The sequence below is a fragment of the Streptomonospora litoralis genome, assembly GCF_004323735.1.
Lineage (GTDB): Bacteria > Actinomycetota > Actinomycetes > Streptosporangiales > Streptosporangiaceae > Streptomonospora > Streptomonospora litoralis.
Genome location: NZ_CP036455.1, coordinates 3512650 through 3534495, shown reverse-complemented (window position 1 = coordinate 3534495; position 21846 = coordinate 3512650). Strand labels below are relative to the sequence as shown.

Below are 21846 nucleotides of genomic sequence, written 5' to 3'. Positions count from 1 at the left end.
TGTGACACTCGCCACGATCATGCCGAGGAGTGCTCTATGCCGCTCGAACGTCCGCAAGTCGACGTCGCCCCCGGCCCGCCGCCCGCCGATTTGGCGGTAGCCGACCTGAGCATCGGCGAGGGGGCTCGGGCCGTACACGGCTCGACGGTCGACGTGCACTACGTGGGGGTGGCCCACTCCACGGGCAAGGAGTTCGACGCCTCGTGGAACCGCGGGGAGCCGCTGAGCTTCGTGCTGGGCGACCGCCAGGTCATCGAAGGCTGGGAGCAGGGCGTGATGGGCATGCGCGTGGGCGGGCGCCGCCGCCTGGTCATCCCGCCGCACCTGGCCTACGGCGACCGCGGCGCGGGCGGCGTCATCAAGCCGGGCGAGACCCTGGTCTTCGTGGTGGATCTGGTCGCGGTGGGGTGAGAGGCCCATCCGCGGCGCCTTCGGGCCCGGTGACACCACGCCGCGGGTCACGGGTGACGGGGTGGTCGAGTCCTGCCGAGCCGAAGGCCGGGGGTCCCTTGCGGAACTGCTCTAGAAGGTAATGGGCGATCGTACGGGGAAGCGGCCGCTTGACAAGTAGGAGCATCGAGGACGGTGGGGTTTGGGCCTGTGCCCATCGGTTCGGGCGCTCGCCGGTGGCGGCGGTCGGCGGATCGGCGGCTCGGGTCTGCTGTGCGGCCTTGTTGGTCCGCCGGATGACGGGTGGTCGTACGGAAAGGCGGCGCGCCGAGGGCGGCGGGTGGTCGGGCCTGCGGTCGTCGGGTCGGGTGCTCGCTGGTGGCCCGACCGACGTGGGCGGCGAGGACGGTGGGGTGCCGGGAGGCGCTCGCGTGCCCGTTATGTCGCAGGGCATCGGGACGATCGTGCCCGTATGACGAAATCCAGCGGCGTTCTATGGGATTTTCGCCACGATCGCCGCGGCCGACTCCTGGATATCGGACATAGCGGGCGCGGGGACTGGCAGGCGCCGCCGTTGTGTTCCGACCCGGGCCCGCGCCGACCACCGCCACCGGCGGGCACCCGGCCCGACGACCGCGGGCCGGGCCCACCGTCGTCCTCGGTGCCGCTTTTCCTTCAGGTCACGCGTCGCCCGCCCGGTGCCAAGGCCGCACGGCAGACCCGAGGCACCCCCCGCTCAGCTCCGGTCGTCTACCGCAGCGTCTCGCCCACCTTGACGTGGCCCTTGAGCAGGTCGCGGGCGATGGTGCGGCGCTGGATCTCGTCGGTGCCCTCGAAGATGCGCAGCAGGCGCAGGTCGCGGTACCAGCGCTCGATGGGCAGTTCGCGGGTGTAGCCCATGCCGCCGTGGATCTGCATCATCCGGTCGGCGATCTCGTTGGCCTTGACGCCGCCGTAGAGCTTGGCGATCGACTGGGAGTGTCGGGAGTCCCGGCCCTGATCGACCTGCCAGGCGGCGTTGAGCACGAGCAGCCGCATCGCCTCGATCTCGGTCTGGGAGTCGGCGATCATCCACTGGATGGCCTGGCGATCGGCGATGGGGGCGCCGAAGGTCTGCCGGGTCTTGGCGTAGTCGACGCTCATGGCCAGCATCCGCTCGCAGCCGCCCAGCGCGCGGGCCGGCAGCAGGTAGCGGCCCTTGCCGATCCACTGCATGGCGAGTTCGAAGCCCTTGCCCACCTCGCCGAGGACATTGGCCTCGGGCACCCGGACGTCGTCGAAGACGAGCGAGGCCGGACGGCGCTCGCCCATGGTGTCGATGGGCTCGGACGTCCAGCCGGACTCGCGGTCGGCCAGGAAGCAGGTCACCCCGCCGTTGGCCCCCAGCTCGGGGTCGGTGACGGCGAAGACCAGCGCGAAGTCGGCCTCGCAGCCGCCGGTGATGAACGTCTTCTCGCCGTTGATCACCCATTCGGAGCCGTCCTTGACGGCGCGGGCGCGGATCGCCTTGGCGTCGGAGCCGGCGCCGGGCTCGGTGATGGCGAAGCAGGAGCGGCGTTCTCCGGCGATGGTGGGCAGCAGGTAGCGCTGCTTCTGCTCCTCGTTGGCGTGGTAGAGGATGTTGTCGGCCTCGCCGCCGAACTTGAAGGTCAAAAAGGTGCGGCCGAGCTCGGCTTCGATGATGGCGGCCGTTACGGCGTCCAGACCCATGCCGCCGTACTCGACGGGCGTCTGCACGCCCCAGAAGTCGGACTTGCGGGCCAGCGCCCGCAGTTCGCGCACCTCGCCGGCGTTCAGCCCCGGCTCGGCGCCCTCCCGCTCGCGGCGCAGTACCTCGTTCTCCAGCGGCATGATCTCGCGCTCGACGAAGGTGCGCACCCACGCCCGGATCTCCCGCTGCTCCTCGCTCAGTCCGAAGTCGACCATGCGTCCGGCCTCTCCCTGCGTTACCTAACACCGTTCGGTTTTGAGCGTAGGTGCTCCGCCGGTCATGCGCAACCGAAGCGTCGCCCTCCTCCCCGGCGCCCGCGTCCCCGGTGCCGGCCGCGGCGGGCTCGCGCCTGCGCGATCCGCCCCGGCATGGCAGGATCGCACCAGGCAGCCGCGGCGCCGGGCCGCGCGGCGCCGGCCGACGATGGGAGGACAGCGTGCCCCGCCCCAGGACGCCGATGCTGAGCGTGAGCGGCATCCGCACGGCCGCGCTCGCGCTCATCGACCGCGACGGTCTGGAGAACCTGTCGATGCGCAGGCTGGCCCAGGAGTTGGACGTGCAGGCGGCGTCGCTCTACAGCCACTACCGCACCAAGGAGGACCTGCTCGCCGACATCGCCAACGAGATCATGGCCGAAGTGGACGTCTCGGGCTTCGACTCCGGCGACTGGCGGCACGGGCTGACGGTATGGGCCCGCTCCTACCGCGCCGCGCTGGCCGCACACCCCAACCTGGTACCGGTCATCGCCGCCGGACCCGGCCGCCGCGAAGCGGCGCTGCGCCGCGCCGACGCCATCCACGGCGGACTGGTCGCGGCCGGCTGGCCCGCCCGCCACGCCACCATGATCGGCGCCTCCACCAAGTACCTCGTCGTCGGCGCGGCGATCAACTCCTTCTCCCGCGGCTTCGACGCCGACGTGCAGGTCTACCGCGACCGCTACCCGAACCTCTCCCAGGCCCACCGGCTCTCCGAGCACGCCGCCGAGATCGACGACGACAGCTTCGAACTGGCGCTGTCGGCGTTCCTGGACGGCCTCGGCCAGACGTTCGCGGACCTCAAGCGCGCGCCCACCGCCGCTCGGCCGGGCGGCGAGGGCCCTTGAGGCAGCTGAGGCGGTCGGGTCACGAGCCGAGTCGCGAGCCGCGCCCTCACTCCAGCCCGAGGCGGGCGGCCGCGGCGTCCCATGCGGACGCGGTCCCGGCGGCCGGTTCGTAGCGGCGCGGGCGCTGGGTGGTGTGGATCAGCCGCCGCAGCTCGGCGTGCGAGACGCCGGGGTGGGCGGCCCGCGCCTGGACGATGATGTTGCCGACCGCGGTCGCCTCCACCGGGCCGGCCTCCACCGGCAGGCCCAGAGCGTCGGCACTCCACTGGCACAGCAGTTCGTTGCGGGCGCCGCCGCCGACCAGGTGCACCACCTCGATGTCGCGGCCCGACAGCTTGCAGGCGCGGCGCAGCGTGTCGCGGTGGGCCAGCGCCAGGCTCTCCAGCACGCAGCGGAGCAGCGCGCCGCGGTCCGCGGGCTCGGGCTGGCCGGTCTCCCGCAGATGGGCGCCGATGCGCGCGGGCATACCGCCCGGCGGCAGGTAGCGCGGATCGCCGGCGTCGATCAGCGCGGCGAACGGCGGCGCAGCGGCGGCCTCGGCGAGCAGGCCCGGCAGCGCGGAGTCGTCCAGGCCCCAGTCGCGCAGGCACTCCTGGACCAGCCACAGGCCCATGATGTTGCGCAGGAACCGGGTGGTGCCCTCGACTCCCAGTTCGTTGGTGAAGTTGGCGGCGCGCGCCGCCTCGCTCGTCACCGGCGCGTCCAGCTCCAGGCCGGCCAGCGACCAGGTGCCGCAGGAGACGTAGCCGAACCGTTCGGTGCGCGCGGGAACGGCGGCCACGGCCGAGGCGGTGTCGTGCGAGGCGACCGCCGCGACCGCGGTTGCGGCGTCCAGCCCGCTGTGCTCGGCTGGTGCGGGCAGCAGCGTCCCGATCACGTCGCCCGGCGCGCACAGGTCGCCCATCAGCGACGCGGGCACACCGGCCGCCTCCAGCAGCTCGGGCGACCACCGGCGGGTGGCGACGTCGAGCAGGCCCGTGGTGGAGGCGTTGGTGACCTCGGCGCCGGGCACCCCCGTCAGCCAGAAGGCCAGCAGGTCGGGGAGCAGCAGCAGCGTGTCGGCGCCGCGCAGTTGCGCGGACCCCGCGGCGGCCGCGAGCTGGAAGATCGTGTTGAAGGAGAGGTACTGCAACCCGTTGCGGGCGTACAGTTCGGCCGCGCCGACGCGCTCGACCACCGCGGGCGCGACGGCGTCGGTGCGGGAGTCGCGGTAGTGGTGCGGCAGCCCCAGCAGCGCGCCCGAGGCGTCCAGCAGGCCGTAGTCGACCGCCCAGGAGTCGATGCCGACCGAGCGCGGCGCGTACTCCGACGCGGCCCGCAGCCCCTCCAGCACGCCCTGGTAGAGCCCGCCGATGTCCCAGTGCAGTCCGTCGGGCAGGCGCAGCGGGCGGTTGGCGAAGCGGTGCACCTCGGTGAGCGCGAGCTCGTCGAGGCCGGCGCGGCCGACGACGACGCGGCCGCTGGAGGCACCGAGGTCGACGGCGGCGAAGACGTCGCGGGCGTCAGAGGGGCCGGAGCGGTCTGAGGGGGACACGGCGTTGCCTTTCCGTGTAGGCGGGTGGAGCGAAGTAGCGAGGAGTCGGCGTGGTCGAGGAACCCGCGGAGCGCTTCTGCGGTCGCGGGCGGACAGCGGCTCGGAACGCCGCCTGAACCGGCGCCCCGAGCACTGCCGCCCGCCGACACAGGGCGCCTCAGCGCAGGAACGCCGCCGCCACGCCGGCGTCGACCGGGATGTGCAGGCCGGTCGTATGGCTGAGCTCCCCGCAGGTCAGTGCGTAGACCGCGTTGGCGACGTGCTCCGGCAGCACCTCGCGCTTGAGCAGGGTCCGCTGGGCGTAGAACGCGCCCAGTTCCTCCTCCGGCACGCCGTAGACCGCCGCCCGCTGGGCGCCCCAGCCACCCGCGAAGATGCCCGAGCCGCGCACCACGCCGTCGGGGTTGACACCGTTGACGCGGATGCCGTCGCCGCCCAGCTCGGCCGCCAACAGCCGCACCTGGTGGGCCTGGTCGGCCTTGGCCGCCCCGTAGGCGATGTTGTTGGGACCGGCGAAGACCCCGTTCTTGCTGCAGATGTAGACGATGTCGCCGCCCATGCCCTGGCGGGTGAGCACCCGCGCCGCCTCGCGCGCCACGAGGAACGATCCGCGCGCCATCACCCGGTGCTGGAGGTCCCAGTCGGCCTCGGTGGTCTCCAGCAGCGGCTTGGACACCGACAGGCCGGCGTTGTTGACCACCAGGTCCACCCCGCCGAAGGCCAGCACGCTCGACCGCAGCGCCGCGGCGATGCGCTCCGGCTCGGTGACGTCGACCTCCACCGCGACCGCGGTGTCGGCGCCGCCCAGTTCGGCGGCCACCTCCTCGGCGGCGTCGGCGTCGCGGTCGGCGACCACCACGCAGGCGCCCTCGGCGGCCAGTCGGCGGGCGGTGGCCCGGCCGATACCCGAGCCGCCGCCCGTCACCAGCGCGACCCGCGTGGCCAGCGGCTTGGGCGCGGGCTTGCGGCGCAGCTTGGCCTCCTCCAGCGCCCAGTACTCGATGCGGAACTTCTCCGACTCGGGGATGGGTGCGTAGGAGGAGACCGTCTCCGCGCCGCGCATGACGTTGACGGCGTTGACGTAGAACTCCCCGGCCACCCGCGCCGTCTGCTTGTCGGCGCCGAAGGAGAACATGCCCACGCCCGGTACCAGCACGATCGCGGGGTCCGCGCCGCGGATGGCGGGGGAGTCGGCGTCGGCGTGGCGGTCGTAGTAGGCCCGGTACTCCTCGCGGTAGGCGGCGTGCAGTTCGCGCAGCCGCTCCAGAACCTGCTCGATCGGGGCGTCGGGGGCCGAATCCAGCACCAGCGGGCGCACCTTGGTGCGCAGGAAGTGGTCCGGGCACGAGGTGCCCAGCGCCGCCAGCCGCTCCAGTTCGGCGCGCGAGACGAAGTCCAGCACGGCCTCGCTGTCGGTGTAGTGGCCCACCTGCGGCCGGTCGGTGGAGGCCAGCCCGCGCACCGCCGGCAGCAGTTCGGCCGCGCGCGCGTGGCGCTCGGCCTCGGCAAGCGGCGCGCGGCCCTGGACCACGGGGCCGAAGGGGTGGTCGCGGCCCGCGCCCCGCTCGGCGATGAAGCGTTCGGCGGTGCGGATGATCTCCAGCGAGTTCGCCTCGCACTCCGCGGCCGTCTCACCCCAGGCGGTGATGCCGTGTCCGCCCAGCACCACCCCGACGGCCTGCGGGTTGTCCCGCTTGATCGCCGCGATGTCCAGCCCGAGCTGGAATCCTGGCCGGCGCCAGGGGACCCAGGCCACGCGGTCGCCGAAGCACTCGGCGGTGAGCTTCTCGCCGTCGGCGGCGCAGGCCAGCGCGATCCCGGAGTCGGGGTGCAGGTGGTCGACGTGGGCCGCCTCGACCAGGCCGTGCATCGCGGTGTCGATGGAGGGGGCGGCGCCGCCCTTGCCGTGGGCGCAGTAGTCGAACGCGGCGACCATCTCGTCCTCGCGCTCGACGCCCGGGTACACCTCGGTAAGGGCCCGCAGCCGGTCCAGCCGCAGCACGGACAGCCCCGCCTCGGTGAGCGTGCCCAGGTCGCCGCCGGAGCCCTTGACCCACATCAGCTCGGTGGGCTCACCGGTGACGGGGTCGGTGTCGGTGCCCTTGGCCGAGGCGTTGCCGCCGGCGTAGTTGGTGTTGCGCGGGTCGGCCCCCAGCCGGTGCGAGCGCTCCAGCAGCGCCGCGACCTGTGGATGGGTCGTCTGCTCGGTCATGTCGTCTCGTCCCCTGAATCCCCTGATAGTGCTGACTGCTGCGGTGTGTGCCCCGCTCGGATCACTCGACGGCGAAGTCGGCGACGTGGATCGGCGAGGGCGTCGTGCCGGTGCTGGGCTCCTGGTAGAAGACCGACAGCCGGCCGTCGGAGGCCAACCGCGAGTCGTCGACCAGCACCTCGCCGAACGCGTCGATGCCCGAGCCGTCGTAGACCGTGTGCCAGTCGCTCCAGCCCGAGGCGGCCGTCGCCGCCAGGACCTTCCCGCCCGGCAGAACCGCGTAGGCGTCGTCGTCGGCTCCCATGACCAGTCGCGAGCGCCCGAAGGCCCCCACCCGCTCGGGCAGTTCGGTCTTGTGCCACTCGCCCGAATCGTCCCGGAACACATGGAAGGGCCGCGCCCACCGCTCGCGCTGGGCGACGAAGTCGCTCACGCACTGGGTGAAGCGGCCCGGCACGTAGCTGATCATGACGTGCGGGTTGCCCGCCGAGTCCACGGCCTGGGACTCCTGGTTCATCAGCGCGTGGTCGACGCCGAGCGGGTCGACGACGTGGCCGGGCGTGTCCACCGAGACCCGGTTCTGCGTCCCGGTCACGGCCGCGAGCGCGCCGTCGTCGGTGCGCCAGGTGCGCCCCTCGTCGTCGCTGTAGACGTAGCCGGTGTCGTGGTTGGCCAGACCGCCGGGGTCGCACAGGATGTCGCCGCCGGCCGCGGTCTCGCGCCAGGTGAAGGAGGCGTGCAGGCGGCCGTCGGCGTCGTAGCCGATCCCGTGCAGGTACATGTTGCGGGTGGTGCTGGTGGCGCCGTTGGCGCGGTAGTCGCCCGAGGCCGAGGACCACGCGCCCACGCGGCTCCAGTCCCCGCCGCTGTACTCGGCCAGTTCCAGTACGCCGTCTCCGGACCCGCCGGTGCGGTAAGTGAGCTGCAGGCCGCCGTCGGGCGTGGGGACGAACCGCGGGTAGGTGATGCCGCCCGGATCGAGGCCTGCCAGACTGCGCTGGACCTCGCCGAAGGAGTCGGCCTTCCACGGCCCGCCCCCGTCGGCCAGGCCGGCGTCGGAGCGCAGGTAGTACACCGTCGAATTGTGCGTGTCCATCGCGATGTGCAGTCGGCCGTCGTCGGCCGAGACGCCGAGGGCGATGACGTTGTGCGAGTCGTTCCTGCTCAGCTCGTGCGGCAGGCGCACGGTCTGCCACGAGGCGGCCGATCCCGCGGGGCGGCGGGCGACGACGGCGGTGCGGTCGGCGGTGTACCAGGCGGCGTACTGGTAGCGGCCGTGGGTGAGGATGCCGTCCTGCTGGAAGGAGTTGTTGTTGACGATGCCGTCGTAGCTGACGAAGTAGAGCGCCCGCTCGTCGAGCACCCGGTCGCGCAGCAGGTCGGCGCCGACGTCGGCCGCGGCGGGCGCGGGGGCGGCCAGGGTGAGGGGCAGGAGCGCGGCCAGTCCGGCGCCGGCCAGGCGCAGGCGGGCGGGAGCGGTGCGGGTGCCGGTGCGGCGGAAGACGGTCGCCATCGTGCTCACGCCCCCCATCCGGCCTGCTGCCCGCCGATGCGCTCGGCGGCGATGGCCTCCTGGTAGCCGGAGCGCTTGAAGGCGGCCATGGGTTCGGGGTCGAGCCCCTGCTCGGCGCGCAGCTCGGCCAGCATCGGGCGGACGTCGGTGTCGTAGGCGTCCATCAGGACCGCGTTGGCGCCCAGCACGTCCCCTTCGCGCTGGGCGGCCGCCAGGGCCTCGGCGTCGACCAGCAGCGCCTTGGCGGTGGCCTCCTGGGCGTTGAGGACCGAGCGGATCTGGCCGGGGATCTTGGGTTCGATGTTGTGGCACTGGTCGAGCATGAAGGCGATCCCCTCGGCCGGGTCCAGGCCGCCCCCGCGCACCACCTCGTACATGATGCGGAAGAGCTGGAACGGGTCGGCGGCGCCCGTCATCAGGTCGTCGTCGGCGTAGAAGCGGGAGTTGAAGTCGAAGCCGCCCAGCTTGTGCTCGCGCAGCAGGAAGGCGACGATGAACTCGATGTTGGTTCCGGGGGCGTGGTGGCCGGTGTCCACCACCACCTGGGCCGCCTCGCCCAGCTTGAGGCAGTGGGCGTAGGCCGTGCCCCAGTCGGGCACGTCGGTGGTGTAGAAGGCGGGCTCGAAGAGCTTGTACTCCAGCAGCATCCGCTGGCCGGGGCCCAGCCGGTCGCGTACCGCCTCCAGGGCCTCGGCGAGACGGTCCTGGCGGTCGCGGATGTCGTCCTGGCCCGGGTAGTTGGTGCCGTCGGCGAACCACAGCTTCAGGTCGGCCGAACCCGTCGCGTCCATGACGTCGACGCAGGCCATCAGGTGGTCCAGGGCCTTGGCGCGGATGCCGGGATCGGGGTTGGCGACGCTGCCCAGTTTGAAGTCGTCGTCCTGGAAGACGTTGGCGTTGATCGTGCCGATGCGCACACCCTGCTCGCGGGCGTAGGCGGCGAGTTCGGCGTAGTCGTCCACGGTGTCCCAGGGGATGTGCAGCGCCACGCTGGGGGCGATGCCGGTGTAGCGGTGCACCTGTGCCGCGTCGGCGATCTTCTCGTGGGGCGTGCGCGGAACACCGGGCTGGCCGAACACCTTGAAGCGGGTGCCGCTGTTGCCGAACGCCCAGGAGGGCAGCTCGATCGTCTGCCGGCGCAGTGCGGCCTTGACGGCACTGAGGTCGGTCATTTCGGAAGCTCCTTCGAATGTCTCAGTGAAGGGGAGGTCGTTCCGCTGCCCCGAAGCGGAGGCGGTTCGCAGGCCGCAGCCGGTGTTCTGCGGATTGCGGGGTGGATCCGGTGGATCGTCTGGTATCGCGGTTCAGTCCAAGTGGAAGACCTCCGTCAGCGGGACCATGCCCTCGTCGGGGCGGCCGTCCAGACCCTCGAAGAACGGCGCCATCTCCGCCTGCCAGCGGGCGTTCACGTCGGTGGCGGCCATCGCCGCCTGGGCGGCTGCGAAGTCCTCGGTCTCCAGGTAGCCCACGAGCAGGCCGTCCTCGCGGCAGAAGATGGAGTAGTTGCGCCAGCCCGCATCGCTCAGGGCGGCCCGCATCTCGGGCCAGACCTCGGCGTGGCGCCGCCGGTACTCCTCCAGGCGGTCGGGTTTGACCTTGAGCAGGAAGCAGACGCGCTGCATCGCCGTCCTTTCTTGCGTCACGGCACGGATATCCGGTGGCGGGAGCCGCCGCATGCGGTGCGGCGGCCGCCGCGGTCGGGGGAGGGCCGCAACCCCCGACCGCGGCCGTGGGCCCGGGGCGGCTCCTAGAAGTCGTAGTCGTCGATGTTGTCCTCGTTGAAGACCGTGGGCGGGCCCAGCACGACCTCGCCCTCGGCGGCGATGGTGTATTCGCCCAGCTCGCCGGCCTGGAAGGTCTGGCCCTCTTCACCGGTGATGCGCCCCGCCGACAGCGACGCGCCCGCGTACCCGGCCAGGTAGCCCAGGTCCGCCGGGTCCCACAGAGCGAACTCCTCGACGGTGCCGTTCTTGACGTACTCGCGCATCTGGTTGGGGGTGCCCAGGCCCGTCAGCGCCACCTCGCCCTTGTAGTCGGAACCGCTGAGGTAGCGCGCGGCTGCGGCCAGGCCCACCGTGGTCGGCGAGACGACGCCGGCCAGGTCGGGGTGAGTCTGCAGCAGGGCCTGCATCTCGTTGAAGGACTTCTGGTCGTCGTCGTTGCCGTAGACGGTGTCGACGACCTCGATGCCGGAGTACTCGTCCTTGGCGAGCTCCTCCTCCATCATCTCCAGCCAGGTGTTCTGGTTGGTGGCGTTGGGCGTCGCCGAGAGGAAGGCGATCTCGCCCTCGCCGCCGATCTGCTCGGAGATCATCTCGACCTGGACCTTGGCGATGTCCTCGGCGGTGGCCTGGTTGATGAACAGGTCGCGGCAGTCGGGCTTGGTGTCGGAGTCGTAGGTGACCACGACGCTGCCGGCCTGGCGGGCCTGGTTCAGCGCGCCGCAGACCGCGTTGGGGTCGTTGGCGGCGATGACGATGACGTCGCTGCCCTGCTGGCTGAGCGTGTTGATGTAGCTGACCTGCGAGGAGGCGGTGGCCTCGGACGGGCCGACCTCCTTGTATTCGCCGTTCAGCTCCTCGACCGCCTTCTCGCCGCCGCTGTTGGCGACCGCGTGGTAGGGGTTGTTCAGCTGCTTGGGCAGGTAGCTGATGGACAGGCCCTCGGGGATCTCGGCGTCGGGGTCGGCCTCGGCGGTGGGGCCGCCGCCCGAGCCGGAGCCCGAGCCGCCCTCGTCGCCGCGGGTGGTGCCGCCGCAGGCCGAGGCGGCCAGCATGACGCCGGCCAGGGCGGCGGCGGTGACGCCGTAGTGGATGTGCTTTCTCATGATGGGACTCTTCCTTCGGATGCGGGGGAATTCGGCAGGGAAGGGGAAAGGGTGCGAGCCGCCCTAGGAGGGCGGCGCGGGGCGGGCCCGGCGCTCGCTTAGGCGGGCCAGGGTGTTGGGCAGCACCACCGAGATCACCAGCAGCAGGCCGGTGACGATGTTGAGCACGTCGGAGGAGACGTCGGCCAGCCGCAGGGCGTTGCGGATGGTGCCGAGCAGCAGCACGCCTGCGAGCACGCCGGGCAGTGCGCCGCGCCCGCCGAAGATCGACACGCCGCCCAGCAGCACCGCGGCCACCACCGACAGCTCCAGCCCGAAGGCGTTGTCGGCACGCGCGCTGCCGTACTGCAGCGTCCAGAAGATCCCGGCGCCGGCGGCGACGGTGCCCGAGACGACGAACAGCCAGAGCTTCGTCCAGCGCACCGAGATTCCGGAGAAGCGCGTGGCTTCGTCGTTGGCCCCGATCGCGTACAGCGAGCGGCCCACCGGCGTCGCGTGCAGCACCAGCCCGAACACCACCGCCAGCACCGCGATCAGCAGCGCGATCCAGGGGATGTCGGTGCCGGGCAGCCGCGAGGTCGCCCCGCCGGTCCAGGAGAACGGGAAGTCGGCCACGGCCCGGTCGCCCAGCACCACATAGGCCAGACCCCGGTACATCGCCAGCGTCCCGATCGTCACCGCCAGCGACGGCAGCCCGACGACCGTCACCAGGATCCCGTTGAGCGCGCCCAGGACGGCGCCCAGCAGGACGCACAGCGGAACGATCGTCTCCAGCGGCAGGCCCATGACCCACAGTTGGCCCATGACGGCGCTGGTCAGCCCGAGCGTGCTGGCCACGCTCAGATCGATCTCACCGGTGATGATCACCAGGGTCATCGGCAGCGCGATCAAGGCGATGGCCGCGATGTCCAGGACCAGAAACCCGGCGTTGCGGCCGCTGGCGAACCCGTCGACCAGCAGCGAGGCCGCCAGCACCGAGGCGACGAGCGCCCCGATGATCGACGCCTCGCGCGTGCGCAGCAGCGCGGACACCCGTGACGGCCGCGCGGGCGCGGCGGTGCGCGCTGCTGCGGTGCGCTCCCCGCCCGCGGCGGGCGCAGCGGGAGTGCCCGGCGTGTCGACCTCAGGCCCCACGTGAACCACCTCCTCGGAGCCGGCGCGCCGTGCGCAGCGCCAGCAGCCGGTCCAGTCCGATCGAGACGAGGATCAGCAGGCCCACGACCGCCTGCTGCCAGAAGGAGTCGACCTGCAGCATCGGCAGCGCCGCGTCGATGGTCGACAGCAGCAGCGCGCCCAGCGCGGCGCCGTAGACGGTGCCGCTGCCGCCGAAGATCGCCACGCCGCCCACGACGGCCGCCGCCACGACCTCCAGTTCCAGGCCCGTGCCCACGGTCGCGTCGAGGGTGCCGAAGCGCGCCGCGTAGAGCACGCCGGCCAGGCCCGCGAGGGAACCGTTGACCACGAACGGCGCGAACACCCGGCGGTCGACGGGGATGCCGACCAGGCGGGCCGCGGCGGGCTCGGAACCCACGGCGTACAGTTCCCGGCCGCTGCGGTAGCTGCGCAGGTACCAGCCCGCCGCCAGCACCACGGCCACGGCGATCAACGCGGGCAGCGGCACGCCGAGCAGTGTGACGCGCGCCAGGCCCAGAAAGCCGTCCGGCATGTCGGCGGCGTTGATCTGGCGGCCGGCGGCCCACCAGTAGTCGATCCCGCGGAACATGTAGAGCGTGCCCAGGGTGACCACCAGCGCCGGCACCCGCGCGGCGGCCACCAGCACTCCGTTGACCACGCCGCACACCGTGCCGACCAGCACGCCGCCCAGCATCACCGCGGGCGTGGGCAGGCCGGGGAAGGACACGAACAGGGTGCCCGTCGCGAAGGCCGACAGGCCCATCACCGAGCCCACCGACAGGTCGACGTTGCGGGTGATCAGGACCATCGACTGGCCCACGGCCAGGATCGTCAGCAGAGTCGCGCCCAGCAGCAGGTCCTGCACACTCTGCGCGGACAGGAACCCCGGATCGGTCAGCGTGGTCGCGGCCACCAGGAGTACCAGGGCGAGCAGGATGCCCAGTTCGCGGACCTGGCGGATGCGCCTGCCGGCGCGGGGGCTGCCGCCGCCGTGCTCCTCCAGAGCACCGTTCGGCGCGGCTCGGCCGGAGCCGCCCGCCGCCTGCGGCGCGGGCGGGGCCGCCTGCGCGGCGGCGCCCGTCGGCGCGCCGCCGGCCGGGATGTCGTCGTCTGCGCTCACGCCGCCGCTCCGTCCTTCTGGCCCGTGGCCGCGTACATGACCGACTCCTCGCTCGCCTCGTCGCGGCCGAGTTCGGCGGTGATGCGGCCCTCGTGCATGACCAGGACGCGGTCGGCCATGCCGAGCACCTCCGGAAGCTCGCTGGAGACCATCAGCACGGCGATGCCCTGCCCGGCCAGCTCGGAGAGCAGCCGGTGCACCTCCGCCTTGGTCCCGACGTCGATGCCGCGGGTGGGCTCGTCGACGATGAGCACCCGCGGCTCGGTGGCCAGCCACTTGGCCAGGACCACCTTCTGCTGGTTGCCGCCGGAGAGGGTGGTGACGGCGTCGGAGAGCCGCTCGGCCTTGAGCTGCAGCCGTTCGGCCCATACGGCGGCCGCGCGCTCCTCGTCGCGCCGGCGCAGCAGGCCCAGCCGGCTCAACGACCAGCGGCGGGTCAGCGTCGCGTTGCGTTCGATGGACATGTCCATCACCAGCCCCTGCTGGCGGCGGTCCTCGGGAACCAGCGCGATGCCGGCGTCCATCGCGGCCGCGGGCCGTCCCGCCGGCAGCCGCCGCCCCGATACGCGCACGCTGCCGGTGTCGTAGCGGTCGACGCCGAAGACGGCGCGGACGACCTCACTGCGGCCGGCGCCCACCAGCCCGGCCAGGGCGACGATCTCGCCGGCGCGCACCGAGAAGCCCACATCGGCGAACACCCCGGCGCGGGCGAGTCCGTCGACCTCCAGCACCGCCTCGCCGGCCGCCACCTCCTGCTTGGGGTACAGGGCCGAGACGTCGCGCCCCACCATGCGGCGCACGAGCGCGTCGACGGTCAGCTCGGCGACGGGGTCGGTGGAGATGTAGCCGCCGTCGCGCATCACGGTGACGCGGTCGCACAGTGCGAAGACCTCGTCGAAGCGGTGGGAGATGAACAGCACCGCCGCCCCGTTGTCGCGCAGCGAGCGCGCCACGGCGAACAGCCGCTCGACCTCGACGCCGGACAGCGCAGCCGTGGGCTCGTCCATCACCAGCACGCGGGCGTCGAACGACATCGCCTTGGCGATCTCGACGAGCTGCTGGTCGGCGATGGACAGGCCGCGGGCGGGGCGGTCGGGGTCGATGCGCACGCCCAGGCGGGCGAACAGGGCCTCGGCCGACCTGTGCATGGCGCGCCGGTCGATGCGGCGCCCGCGCGCCAGCGGCTGGCGGCCCATGAAGATGTTCTCCGCGACCGAGAGGTCGGGAAAGAGGGTGGGTTCCTGGTAGATGACCGCGACCCCGGCGCGCTGGGCGTCGGCCGGGGCGCCGAACGTGGTCGGCTCGCCCGAAACCTCGACGTGCCCGGCGTCCGGGCGGTGCACCCCGGCGATCGTTTTCACCAGGGTCGACTTTCCCGCCCCGTTCTCGCCGCAGAGCGCGTGGATCTCGCCCGCACGCAGCTCCAGGGAGACGTCCCGGAGGGCGTGTACCGTCCCGAAGGACTTGGACACGCCGACCAGCGACAGGAGCGGAGGAGCCGGTGGCGGGTGATGGTCCACGGCCTCCTCCTTCTGATCGAGGCGCCGCGGGGCGGCGCGCATGAAAAACGTTTCAATGTCGGTGGACGTTAGGTGGGTCACAGGCTGCGTGTCAAGGGGGTTGCGCGGATATTTCCCGGTCGCGTGCCGTCTGCTCGCGGATGTGCCGGATGTGGTCATCCTCCGGCGTCGGCGGGCTCTGCAGAGTAGTCTTGCGATAGGGATTGACACGTTTTAATAAACCTGTGAGCATAAGCGGCCAACGAGCCGCCCGAGATCTCGGAGAAGCAAGCGTTGTCCTCGACCGAAGGCACCGGCCGCCCCGTCGGCATCAACGACGTGGCGGCGCGCGCCGGGGTCTCGCCCGGTACCGTCTCCAACGTCCTGAACCGCCCCGAGCGCGTCGCCGAGTCCACCCGCCGCCGCGTCGAGCGCGCCGTCGAGGAGCTCGACTACGTGCGCAACTCCTCCGGGCGGAGCCTGCGCGCCGGCCGCAGCGACTCGGTCGGCCTGCTCGTCCTCGACGTCACCAATCCGTTCTTCGCCGAGGTGGCCCGCGGAGTGGAGGACACGGCGGGCGAGGAGGGGCTGGCCGTGGTGCTGCTCAACTCGGCCGAACAGGCCGTCCGCCAGCAGCGCTCCATGCGGCTGCTCGCCGAGCAGCGCGCGGCCGGGGCCGTTATCATGCCCGTCGACGGCGACACCGCCGATCTGCTGTGGCTGCGCAAGCAGGGCGTGCCCGGCGTGCTGCTGGATCGCGGCGACGTCGACGACGGCACCGCCTGCAGCGTGTCGGTCGACAACCACGCCGGGGGCATGGCGGCCGGCCGGCATCTGATCAACCTGGGCCACGAGCGGATCACCTATCTGAGCGGCCCGGCCGACCTGGAGCAGTGCCGCACCCGGCTGGAGGGCCTGCGCGCGGCCGTCACCGAGTCCGGCGGCGATCCCGAGCGGGTGGTCCGCGTCATCCGCACCGCGCAGCTCAACGCCGAGTCCGGGGAGAAGGCGGTCGAGGAGGTGCTCGCAGGGGGCCCCAAGCGCCGACCGCAGGCGGTGTTCTGCACCAACGACCAGCTCGCGGTGGGCGTGCTCAAGGGGCTGGGGGAGCGCGGCCTCAACGCGCCGTACGACCTCTCGGTCGTCGGCTACGACGACGTCGACCTGGCGGCGCTGGTGCACCCGGGGCTGACCACCGTCGCCCAGCCCAAGTACGAGCTCGGCCGTGCGGCGATGGAGCTGCTGCTCTCCGAGCTGCACGACGCCGAGCACCGCCACGAGCGGCTGCGCTTCGCACCCGAGCTGGTGGTCCGCGGCTCCACGGCGGCCTACCGGATCTGAAACCGAGCCCGGTTCAGCAGGTTGGGTAAGTTCGGCCGGCCGTGGATCGCGGCTTGCGCGGGGGCGGAGCCGCCGCCGCTGCAACCGTCACCCCCGAGCCTCCGGCCCGTCGACCGCGGACCCCGGCCCTCGCCGTCCTCGGTGCCGCTTTTGGTTCAGTCGTCCTGGCACCCGCCCGGTGCCAAGGCCGCACAGTGGGCCGGAGGCGCCGACCGTCGCCATCGCCGACCGCCGCCACCGGCGGACAGAAGGCCGTCGGTGCCCCGTCGCGAAAGTGCCGAAGGTCCTCAACGGGATTCCCGGTACCGAACGCGCGGAACCTCTTCTTCCGCCTATACCGGTGAATCGGCTGTATCAGCCATGAAGCGGGCATTGCAGATATCGGATGCCATTCACCGCAGAATATCCGCCGACAGTATCTTCTCCGCGTTTTCCGGGATCCCCTGTTTCGGGTGGCGACCTTTGCTAGGCTCGCCGTTGAATCGGTAGATCATTCACGGATCCACCGAAAACAAGACCCACTACGTGCGAGAATTCCGTGCGGTCGGCGGAATCCCCCGCCCAGTGACGAAGCGGTGCCGCGGCTGCTCCGCCGCCGGTACGAGTGCTGCGCGAATTTGCAGGCAGGGCGGTTCCGAAAGCCGGGGCGGCGCGCGTAACGAACACTCGAACGCCTGTGTCCCTCTAGGCGGCCGTCGTGTTTTCGGTGCAGTTCCGGGGCCGACATCTCTGTTCCCCCCACCTGATTCGAGGAGGCGTGTTGTGGCGCAGCCCTCACCGCCAGGCCGCGATGGCCGCCCAGCGGCCATGACCCACGACGAACACCGATCCGCCCGCGAAGGGCCCTTCCGGCGGCTGCTGCGCCGTATCGGCCTGAGCCGCAGATCGTCGCCGTCCGCGCACAGCGCGCGAGGTGCGACCGCGTCCGTACCGCCCGCCGCCGCGCCGCCCGGGCGGCCGGACGGCGCGTGGCCGCCCGGTCGAGCTGTGCAGCCGCAGAGTCCGCCCTCGGCCGCCCACGCCTGGTGGGGCCCCGGCTACAACGGGTCCGGCCCGGCCGCACCCGCCCACCCGCGGCACGACGCGTGGCCGCCCGCCGAGCCCGCGCCCGACCCCGGCCTGCTGACCGACGCACTGGCCGGCCTGGCGGTGCGCGACCTGACCATGGTGGAGTCGCTGCTGGACATCGTGGGCAGCCTGGAGGACTCCACCGAGGACCCCGACCTGCTGGCCAAGCTGTTCGAGATCGACAACCTGGCCACCCGCATGCGGCGCAACGGCGAGAACCTGCTGGTACTCGCCGACCAGGAGAGCGACGACTCGGGCATGGAGCCGGTGGCGCTGCTCGACGTCGCCCGCGCCGCCAACTCCGAGATCAAGAACTACAGCCGCGTGCAGATCGGCCGCCTGCCCGACAAGTTCGTCGCCGGCGAGGTCGCCGACGACCTGAGCCACCTGCTGGCCGAACTGCTCGACAACGCAACCACCCACTCTCCGGATCACGCCCAGGTGGTCATCAGCGGGCAGCTCATGCCGGAGGGCGGGCTCCTGCTGGTGGTCGAGGACGAGGGGATCGGCATCCCCCGCGACCAGCTCTCCGACATCAACACCCGCCTCGCGGGCACACCGGTGCTGGATAAGCGCGTCATGCGGCACATGGGCCTCTACGTGGCCAGCCGCATCGCCCACCGCCACGGTCTGCGGGTGCAGCTGGAGGCCCGGGCGTTCCGGGGCGTCAACGCCTACACGGTCGTCCCCGCGGCGCTGCTGAACTCCACCGGTCCGCGTCCGCAGACGGGCGCGCCGGGCATGCCGGGGCAGGCCGTGGCCGCTATGGCGGCCGCCGCGCCGGAACCGCGTGCGGGCGGGCAGCCGGCCGAGGCACCGCGCGGCGGGGCGCACCGCGCCGCCGAGGGCGCGGCGGAGGGCGCGCCGCAGACGGTCCCGCCCCAGGGCGGTCCCCGCCACAACGGCGGCAGCGCCTCGGTCACCGCGGCCGGACTGCCGCGCCGCAGCGCCGCGCACGCGTCTCCGTTGCGCATGATGCCGGCTGAGGAGCCCGCCCCCGAGCCCGCCCACGACGACGCCGACCGGGCCGAGCGGATCCGCGACGACCTGGACGGATTCATGGAGGGCGAGCGCGCCGCCTCGCACGAGGGCGAGCGCGCGGAGGGACCGTGAGCCGCCGCCGCGCGGACCGCCGCGGACCGCGCCGGAATTCGGCACCGACCCGCACGCCTAGCGAGAGGCTGGAAGACAACCAATGAACGACCGGATGAGCGTCACCGCAGAGAACTTCAGCTGGCTGATCTCGAACTTCGTCGACGACGTCCCCGGAGTCGACCACGCCGTGGTCGTCTCCTCCGACGGCCTGGTTCTCACCTCGTCGCGCGACTTCCCCGAAGAACACGCCGAGCAGCTCGCCGCCATCGCCAGCGGCATGCACAGCCTCGCGGTCGGCGGCGCCAAGCTGTTCGCCAAGGGCGAGTGCGAGCAGCTGATCGTCCGCATGCAGCGCGGCCACCTGTTCGTCATGTCCATCAGCGACGGCTCCTGCCTCGCGGTGCTGACCGCGCCCACGGCGGACATGAAGATCGTCGCCTACCAGATGACCCGGCTGGTGGAGAACGTCGGCCACGCCCTCACCCCGCAGCTGCGGTCCCAGCTGCGCGAAGTGATCGGGAACTGAACCGGTGGCCGGGCCGGCCGGGAGCGAATCTTGAAGAGGTTGCCACAGTTATGAGCTACCGCAAGCGAAGGGGCTCACGTATCCGCCCCTACACCTTCACGGGCGGGCGGACCAGGTCACGCCACCCCCTCATGGTGCAGACGCTGGTCTCCACCGCCGATCCCAGCAACGACGCTCCCGGCAAACTCATGCCCGAGTCGCAGCGGATCTACCTGCTGTGCCGGGAGACGCGCTCGGTGGCCGAGGTCTCGGCGGAGCTGAAGATCCCGCTCGGAGTGACGCAGGTGCTGCTGAGCGATCTCGCCGAGCTGGGACTCGTCTACATCCACCCCACCATCACGGGCAACAGCCCGTCGGAAAACCAGGTTCTCGAGAGGGCTCTTCGTGGTCTCGAACGACTTTTCCAGTGACATCCCGACCAAGATGTCGACCAAGATCGTCATCGCCGGCGGTTTCGGAGCGGGGAAGACGACCCTGGTCGGCTCGGTCTCCGAGATCCCCGCGGTGACCACCGAGGCGGTCATGACCGAGGCGAGCGTCGGGCACGACGACACCTCGGCCACGCCGCAGAAGGTCACCACGACGGTGGCCATGGACTTCGGCCGCATCACCGTCGACCAGCAGTTGATCATGTACATGTTCGGCACGCCCGGCCAGAACCGCTTCTGGTTCATGTGGGACGACCTCGTGCGCGGGGCCGTGGGCGCGGTCGTGATCGTGGACTGCCGGCGGCTCGCCGACAGCTTCGAGGCCGTCGACTACTTCGAGACCAACCGGCGCATCCCCTACGTCGTCGCGCTGAACAGGTTCGACGGGCAGATGGACTACACGGCCGAGCAGATCCGCGAGGCGCTGGAGGTGAGCACCAGCGTGCCCATCGTCGAGTTCGACGCCCGCGACCGCTCATCGAGCGGAACCGTGCTCAAGACCCTGCTCAGGTACGCGCTGTCGACCAACGCGGCCGCCGCGCCGGTGGGGTGACCGCCGCGCGGCCGCCCGGTGGTCGGCGCACCACGCAGACTCCCCGATAAGGACAACTCAGATGCGCAAGATCCTCATCGTCGGCGCAGGGCACTCCGGTCTCCACCTGGCTCACGGCCTGCTCGGCCACGGCTACGACGTCACGGTGATCACCGGGCAGAGCTCGCTGGAGATCCGCACCGGAAGGCCCGCCGTCACCCAGGTGACGTTCCCGACGGCCTTGGACTACGAACGCGAGCTGGACCTGGACTTCTGGAGCGGCCAGGCTCCCCGCATGCAGGACTTCAAGATCCACATGTACCCGCCCGGTGCCGATCCGGTCGCGCTCAAGGGCAGGACCGGGCAAGGGGACCGGTACGCGGTCTCCATCGACCGGCGGATCAAGATGGCCGACTGGCTGGAGTACTTCGAGGACTCCGGCGGCAAGGTCGTCATCCACGGCGTCACCCTCACCGACCTCGACTACTTCTCGCGGATGTTCGACCTCATCGTGGTCGCTGTGGGCCACGGTGAACTGGGCGCGCTGTTCGACGGCGACTCCGCCCGGTTCAGCGGCGCGCGGCCGCGGGTGGTGGCCCAGGCCAACATCTACGACGTGCTGCCCGAAACCGGCGAGAGCGAGAACATCGGGTGGGCGGCGTCGACCGCCGACGCCGGGAACATGATCTTCGTGCCGTTCCTGACCGCCGACGGCCCCTGCCATTCGCTCTTCCTCGGCGACAAGCGCGGCGGCCCGATGGACGCCTGGCCCGACCGGCCCCGCCCCGAGGAGCAGTGGCGGCGGATGCGGGAGCTGCTGCGCAAGTACGCGCCGGAGTACTACGAGCGGGTGCGCGACGCCTCGCTGGTCGACGACAGCAGCACGCTGGTGGAGTACTTCACGCCGCAGGTCCGCAAGCCTGTCGGTGTGCTGCCCTCCGGCGGGCTGGTGCTGGGCATCGCCGACGTCGTCATCACCATGGACCCCTTCGTCGGCCAGGGGTGGAACCATTCGACCCGGTGCGCGCGCAGCTATCTGCAGAGCATCGTCGAGCACGGCGACCGCCCGTTCGACGAGGAGTTCCTCGCCGGCGCCTTCGAGCGGTTCTGGCGGTACGGGCTGTCGGTGCAGCGTTTCGCCGAGCTCAACTCCACGCTTTGGGATCAGGAACTCCCGCCGCACTTCCAGGAGCTGCTCGGCGCCTCGATGACCTACCCGGAGGTCGGCGACCGGTGGATCCAGGGCTGGGACTACCCGCCCGATTACGAGAACTGGCTCTACGACCCGGAGCTCGCCCGCACCTACTTGACGGAGGTCGCGGCAGGACACGGCGGGCGGTAGAAAACCGGCAGACCTGCACAACCGAAAACAGAGCACCGTACGACGTTCGGCCCGGAGGCTCCCGCGGAGCGCCCGGGCCGAACGTCTCTTGCGGCACACCAGCCCCTTTTATTACTGCGATCGCATTCGTGATCTTGTCGCCGAATAGTCTGGCATGCCCGAAACGCGGATGATATTGCTTGAAAAGTGGCCTGCGGTTACTATCACTCTGTTGTTGTCGTCTAAGTGGCGCATGGGGTTCTCTGTAGCCGGATGCGGCATTGGGCTGTCTGTTGCGTACCGTTTCCACTTCATCCCGGGGCACAGCCATGGCACAGGGCACGTCGAACCCTCCGCACCCCCCTTGCCGCTCCTATCCGGGGAAGGACGCCGCCCGCCTGAGCGGGCGGCGCCGTGGTGCGCCGCCTCGGTCCCGCTGACCTCGCGCACCACCGTTCGGCAAACGGGCCCATGCGGAAAACTTTCCGCGCGC

Annotated in this window: 18 protein-coding genes; 8 read left to right on the top strand and 10 right to left on the bottom strand. The window is 71.7% G+C overall.

Translation table 11 applies throughout. The features are described 5' to 3' along the window. The first annotated feature begins 36 nt into the window (after positions 1 to 36). A complete protein-coding gene (locus tag EKD16_RS14960; protein ID WP_131098947.1) occupies positions 37 to 411 on the top strand; it encodes an FKBP-type peptidyl-prolyl cis-trans isomerase in 375 nt (124 codons plus the stop codon). 729 nt (positions 412 to 1140) lie between these two features. On the opposite strand, the gene EKD16_RS14955 is transcribed toward EKD16_RS14960, so the two are convergent. After that, a complete protein-coding gene (locus EKD16_RS14955) occupies positions 1141 to 2316 on the bottom strand; it encodes an acyl-CoA dehydrogenase family protein (RefSeq protein WP_131098946.1) in 1176 nt (391 codons plus the stop codon). Between the two features lie 221 nt (positions 2317 to 2537). On the opposite strand from EKD16_RS14955, the gene EKD16_RS14950 reads away from it, so the two are divergent. Further along, positions 2538 to 3203, top strand: coding sequence for a TetR/AcrR family transcriptional regulator (locus tag EKD16_RS14950; protein ID WP_131098945.1), 666 nt, complete (start codon positions 2538 to 2540; stop codon positions 3201 to 3203). 46 nt (positions 3204 to 3249) lie between these two features. Here EKD16_RS14950 and EKD16_RS14945 read toward each other — a convergent pair whose 3' ends face one another. The 9 genes from EKD16_RS14945 to EKD16_RS14905 all read right to left on the bottom strand — a co-directional run bounded on the left by EKD16_RS14945 (position 3250) and on the right by EKD16_RS14905 (position 15063). Continuing rightward, positions 3250 to 4737 (bottom strand): rhamnulokinase, encoded by a 1488-nt coding sequence (locus EKD16_RS14945; protein ID WP_131098944.1) that lies wholly within the window; start codon positions 4735 to 4737, stop codon positions 3250 to 3252. A gap of 157 nt (positions 4738 to 4894) precedes the next feature. After that, positions 4895 to 6949: a bifunctional aldolase/short-chain dehydrogenase gene (locus EKD16_RS14940; protein WP_131098943.1), complete on the bottom strand. Its 2055-nt coding sequence runs from the start codon at positions 6947 to 6949 to the stop codon at positions 4895 to 4897. Between the two features lie 61 nt (positions 6950 to 7010). Beyond that, positions 7011 to 8462, bottom strand: coding sequence for a BNR repeat-containing protein (locus EKD16_RS14935; RefSeq protein ID WP_131102593.1), 1452 nt, complete (start codon positions 8460 to 8462; stop codon positions 7011 to 7013). Between the two features lie 5 nt (positions 8463 to 8467). Continuing rightward, the gene (gene rhaI / locus EKD16_RS14930; RefSeq protein ID WP_131098942.1) at positions 8468 to 9634 is read right to left on the bottom strand and encodes an L-rhamnose isomerase; all 1167 of its coding nucleotides are present in this window, start codon (positions 9632 to 9634) and stop codon (positions 8468 to 8470) included. Between the two features lie 132 nt (positions 9635 to 9766). Further along, positions 9767 to 10084: an L-rhamnose mutarotase gene (locus tag EKD16_RS14925; RefSeq protein WP_131098941.1), complete on the bottom strand. Its 318-nt coding sequence runs from the start codon at positions 10082 to 10084 to the stop codon at positions 9767 to 9769. A gap of 125 nt (positions 10085 to 10209) precedes the next feature. Next, positions 10210 to 11289, bottom strand: coding sequence for a rhamnose ABC transporter substrate-binding protein (rhaS, locus tag EKD16_RS14920; protein ID WP_207391308.1), 1080 nt, complete (start codon positions 11287 to 11289; stop codon positions 10210 to 10212). 63 nt (positions 11290 to 11352) lie between these two features. Beyond that, the gene (locus EKD16_RS14915) at positions 11353 to 12423 is read right to left on the bottom strand and encodes an ABC transporter permease (RefSeq protein ID WP_131098940.1); all 1071 of its coding nucleotides are present in this window, start codon (positions 12421 to 12423) and stop codon (positions 11353 to 11355) included. Beyond that, positions 12413 to 13426 (bottom strand): ABC transporter permease, encoded by a 1014-nt coding sequence (locus tag EKD16_RS14910; protein WP_131102590.1) that lies wholly within the window; start codon positions 13424 to 13426, stop codon positions 12413 to 12415. The genes EKD16_RS14915 and EKD16_RS14910 overlap by 11 nt, the downstream gene beginning before the upstream one ends. Before the next feature lie 113 nt (positions 13427 to 13539). Next, positions 13540 to 15063 carry a sugar ABC transporter ATP-binding protein gene (locus tag EKD16_RS14905; RefSeq protein WP_394347280.1) on the bottom strand — a complete coding sequence of 508 codons (1524 nt, stop codon included), beginning with the start codon at positions 15061 to 15063 and terminating at the stop codon, positions 13540 to 13542. Positions 15064 to 15336: 273 nt separating this feature from the next. On the opposite strand from EKD16_RS14905, the gene EKD16_RS14900 reads away from it, so the two are divergent. The 6 genes from EKD16_RS14900 to EKD16_RS14875 all read left to right on the top strand — a co-directional run bounded on the left by EKD16_RS14900 (position 15337) and on the right by EKD16_RS14875 (position 21374). Further along, positions 15337 to 16383 carry a LacI family DNA-binding transcriptional regulator gene (locus tag EKD16_RS14900; protein ID WP_131098939.1) on the top strand — a complete coding sequence of 349 codons (1047 nt, stop codon included), beginning with the start codon at positions 15337 to 15339 and terminating at the stop codon, positions 16381 to 16383. 987 nt (positions 16384 to 17370) lie between these two features. Further along, positions 17371 to 18564, top strand: a complete 1194-nt coding sequence (locus EKD16_RS14895) for a sensor histidine kinase (RefSeq protein ID WP_131098938.1) — start codon at positions 17371 to 17373, stop codon at positions 18562 to 18564. Positions 18565 to 18658: 94 nt separating this feature from the next. Then, entirely contained in the window at positions 18659 to 19072 is a 414-nt protein-coding gene (locus EKD16_RS14890) for a roadblock/LC7 domain-containing protein (protein ID WP_394347279.1), read from the top strand. Between the two features lie 50 nt (positions 19073 to 19122). After that, positions 19123 to 19482 carry a DUF742 domain-containing protein gene (locus EKD16_RS14885; protein ID WP_131098936.1) on the top strand — a complete coding sequence of 120 codons (360 nt, stop codon included), beginning with the start codon at positions 19123 to 19125 and terminating at the stop codon, positions 19480 to 19482. 13 nt (positions 19483 to 19495) lie between these two features. Next, positions 19496 to 20053: a GTP-binding protein gene (locus EKD16_RS14880; protein ID WP_131098935.1), complete on the top strand. Its 558-nt coding sequence runs from the start codon at positions 19496 to 19498 to the stop codon at positions 20051 to 20053. Positions 20054 to 20114: 61 nt separating this feature from the next. Then, positions 20115 to 21374, top strand: coding sequence for a styrene monooxygenase/indole monooxygenase family protein (locus EKD16_RS14875; protein ID WP_131098934.1), 1260 nt, complete (start codon positions 20115 to 20117; stop codon positions 21372 to 21374). The last annotated feature ends 472 nt before the right edge of the window (positions 21375 to 21846 follow it).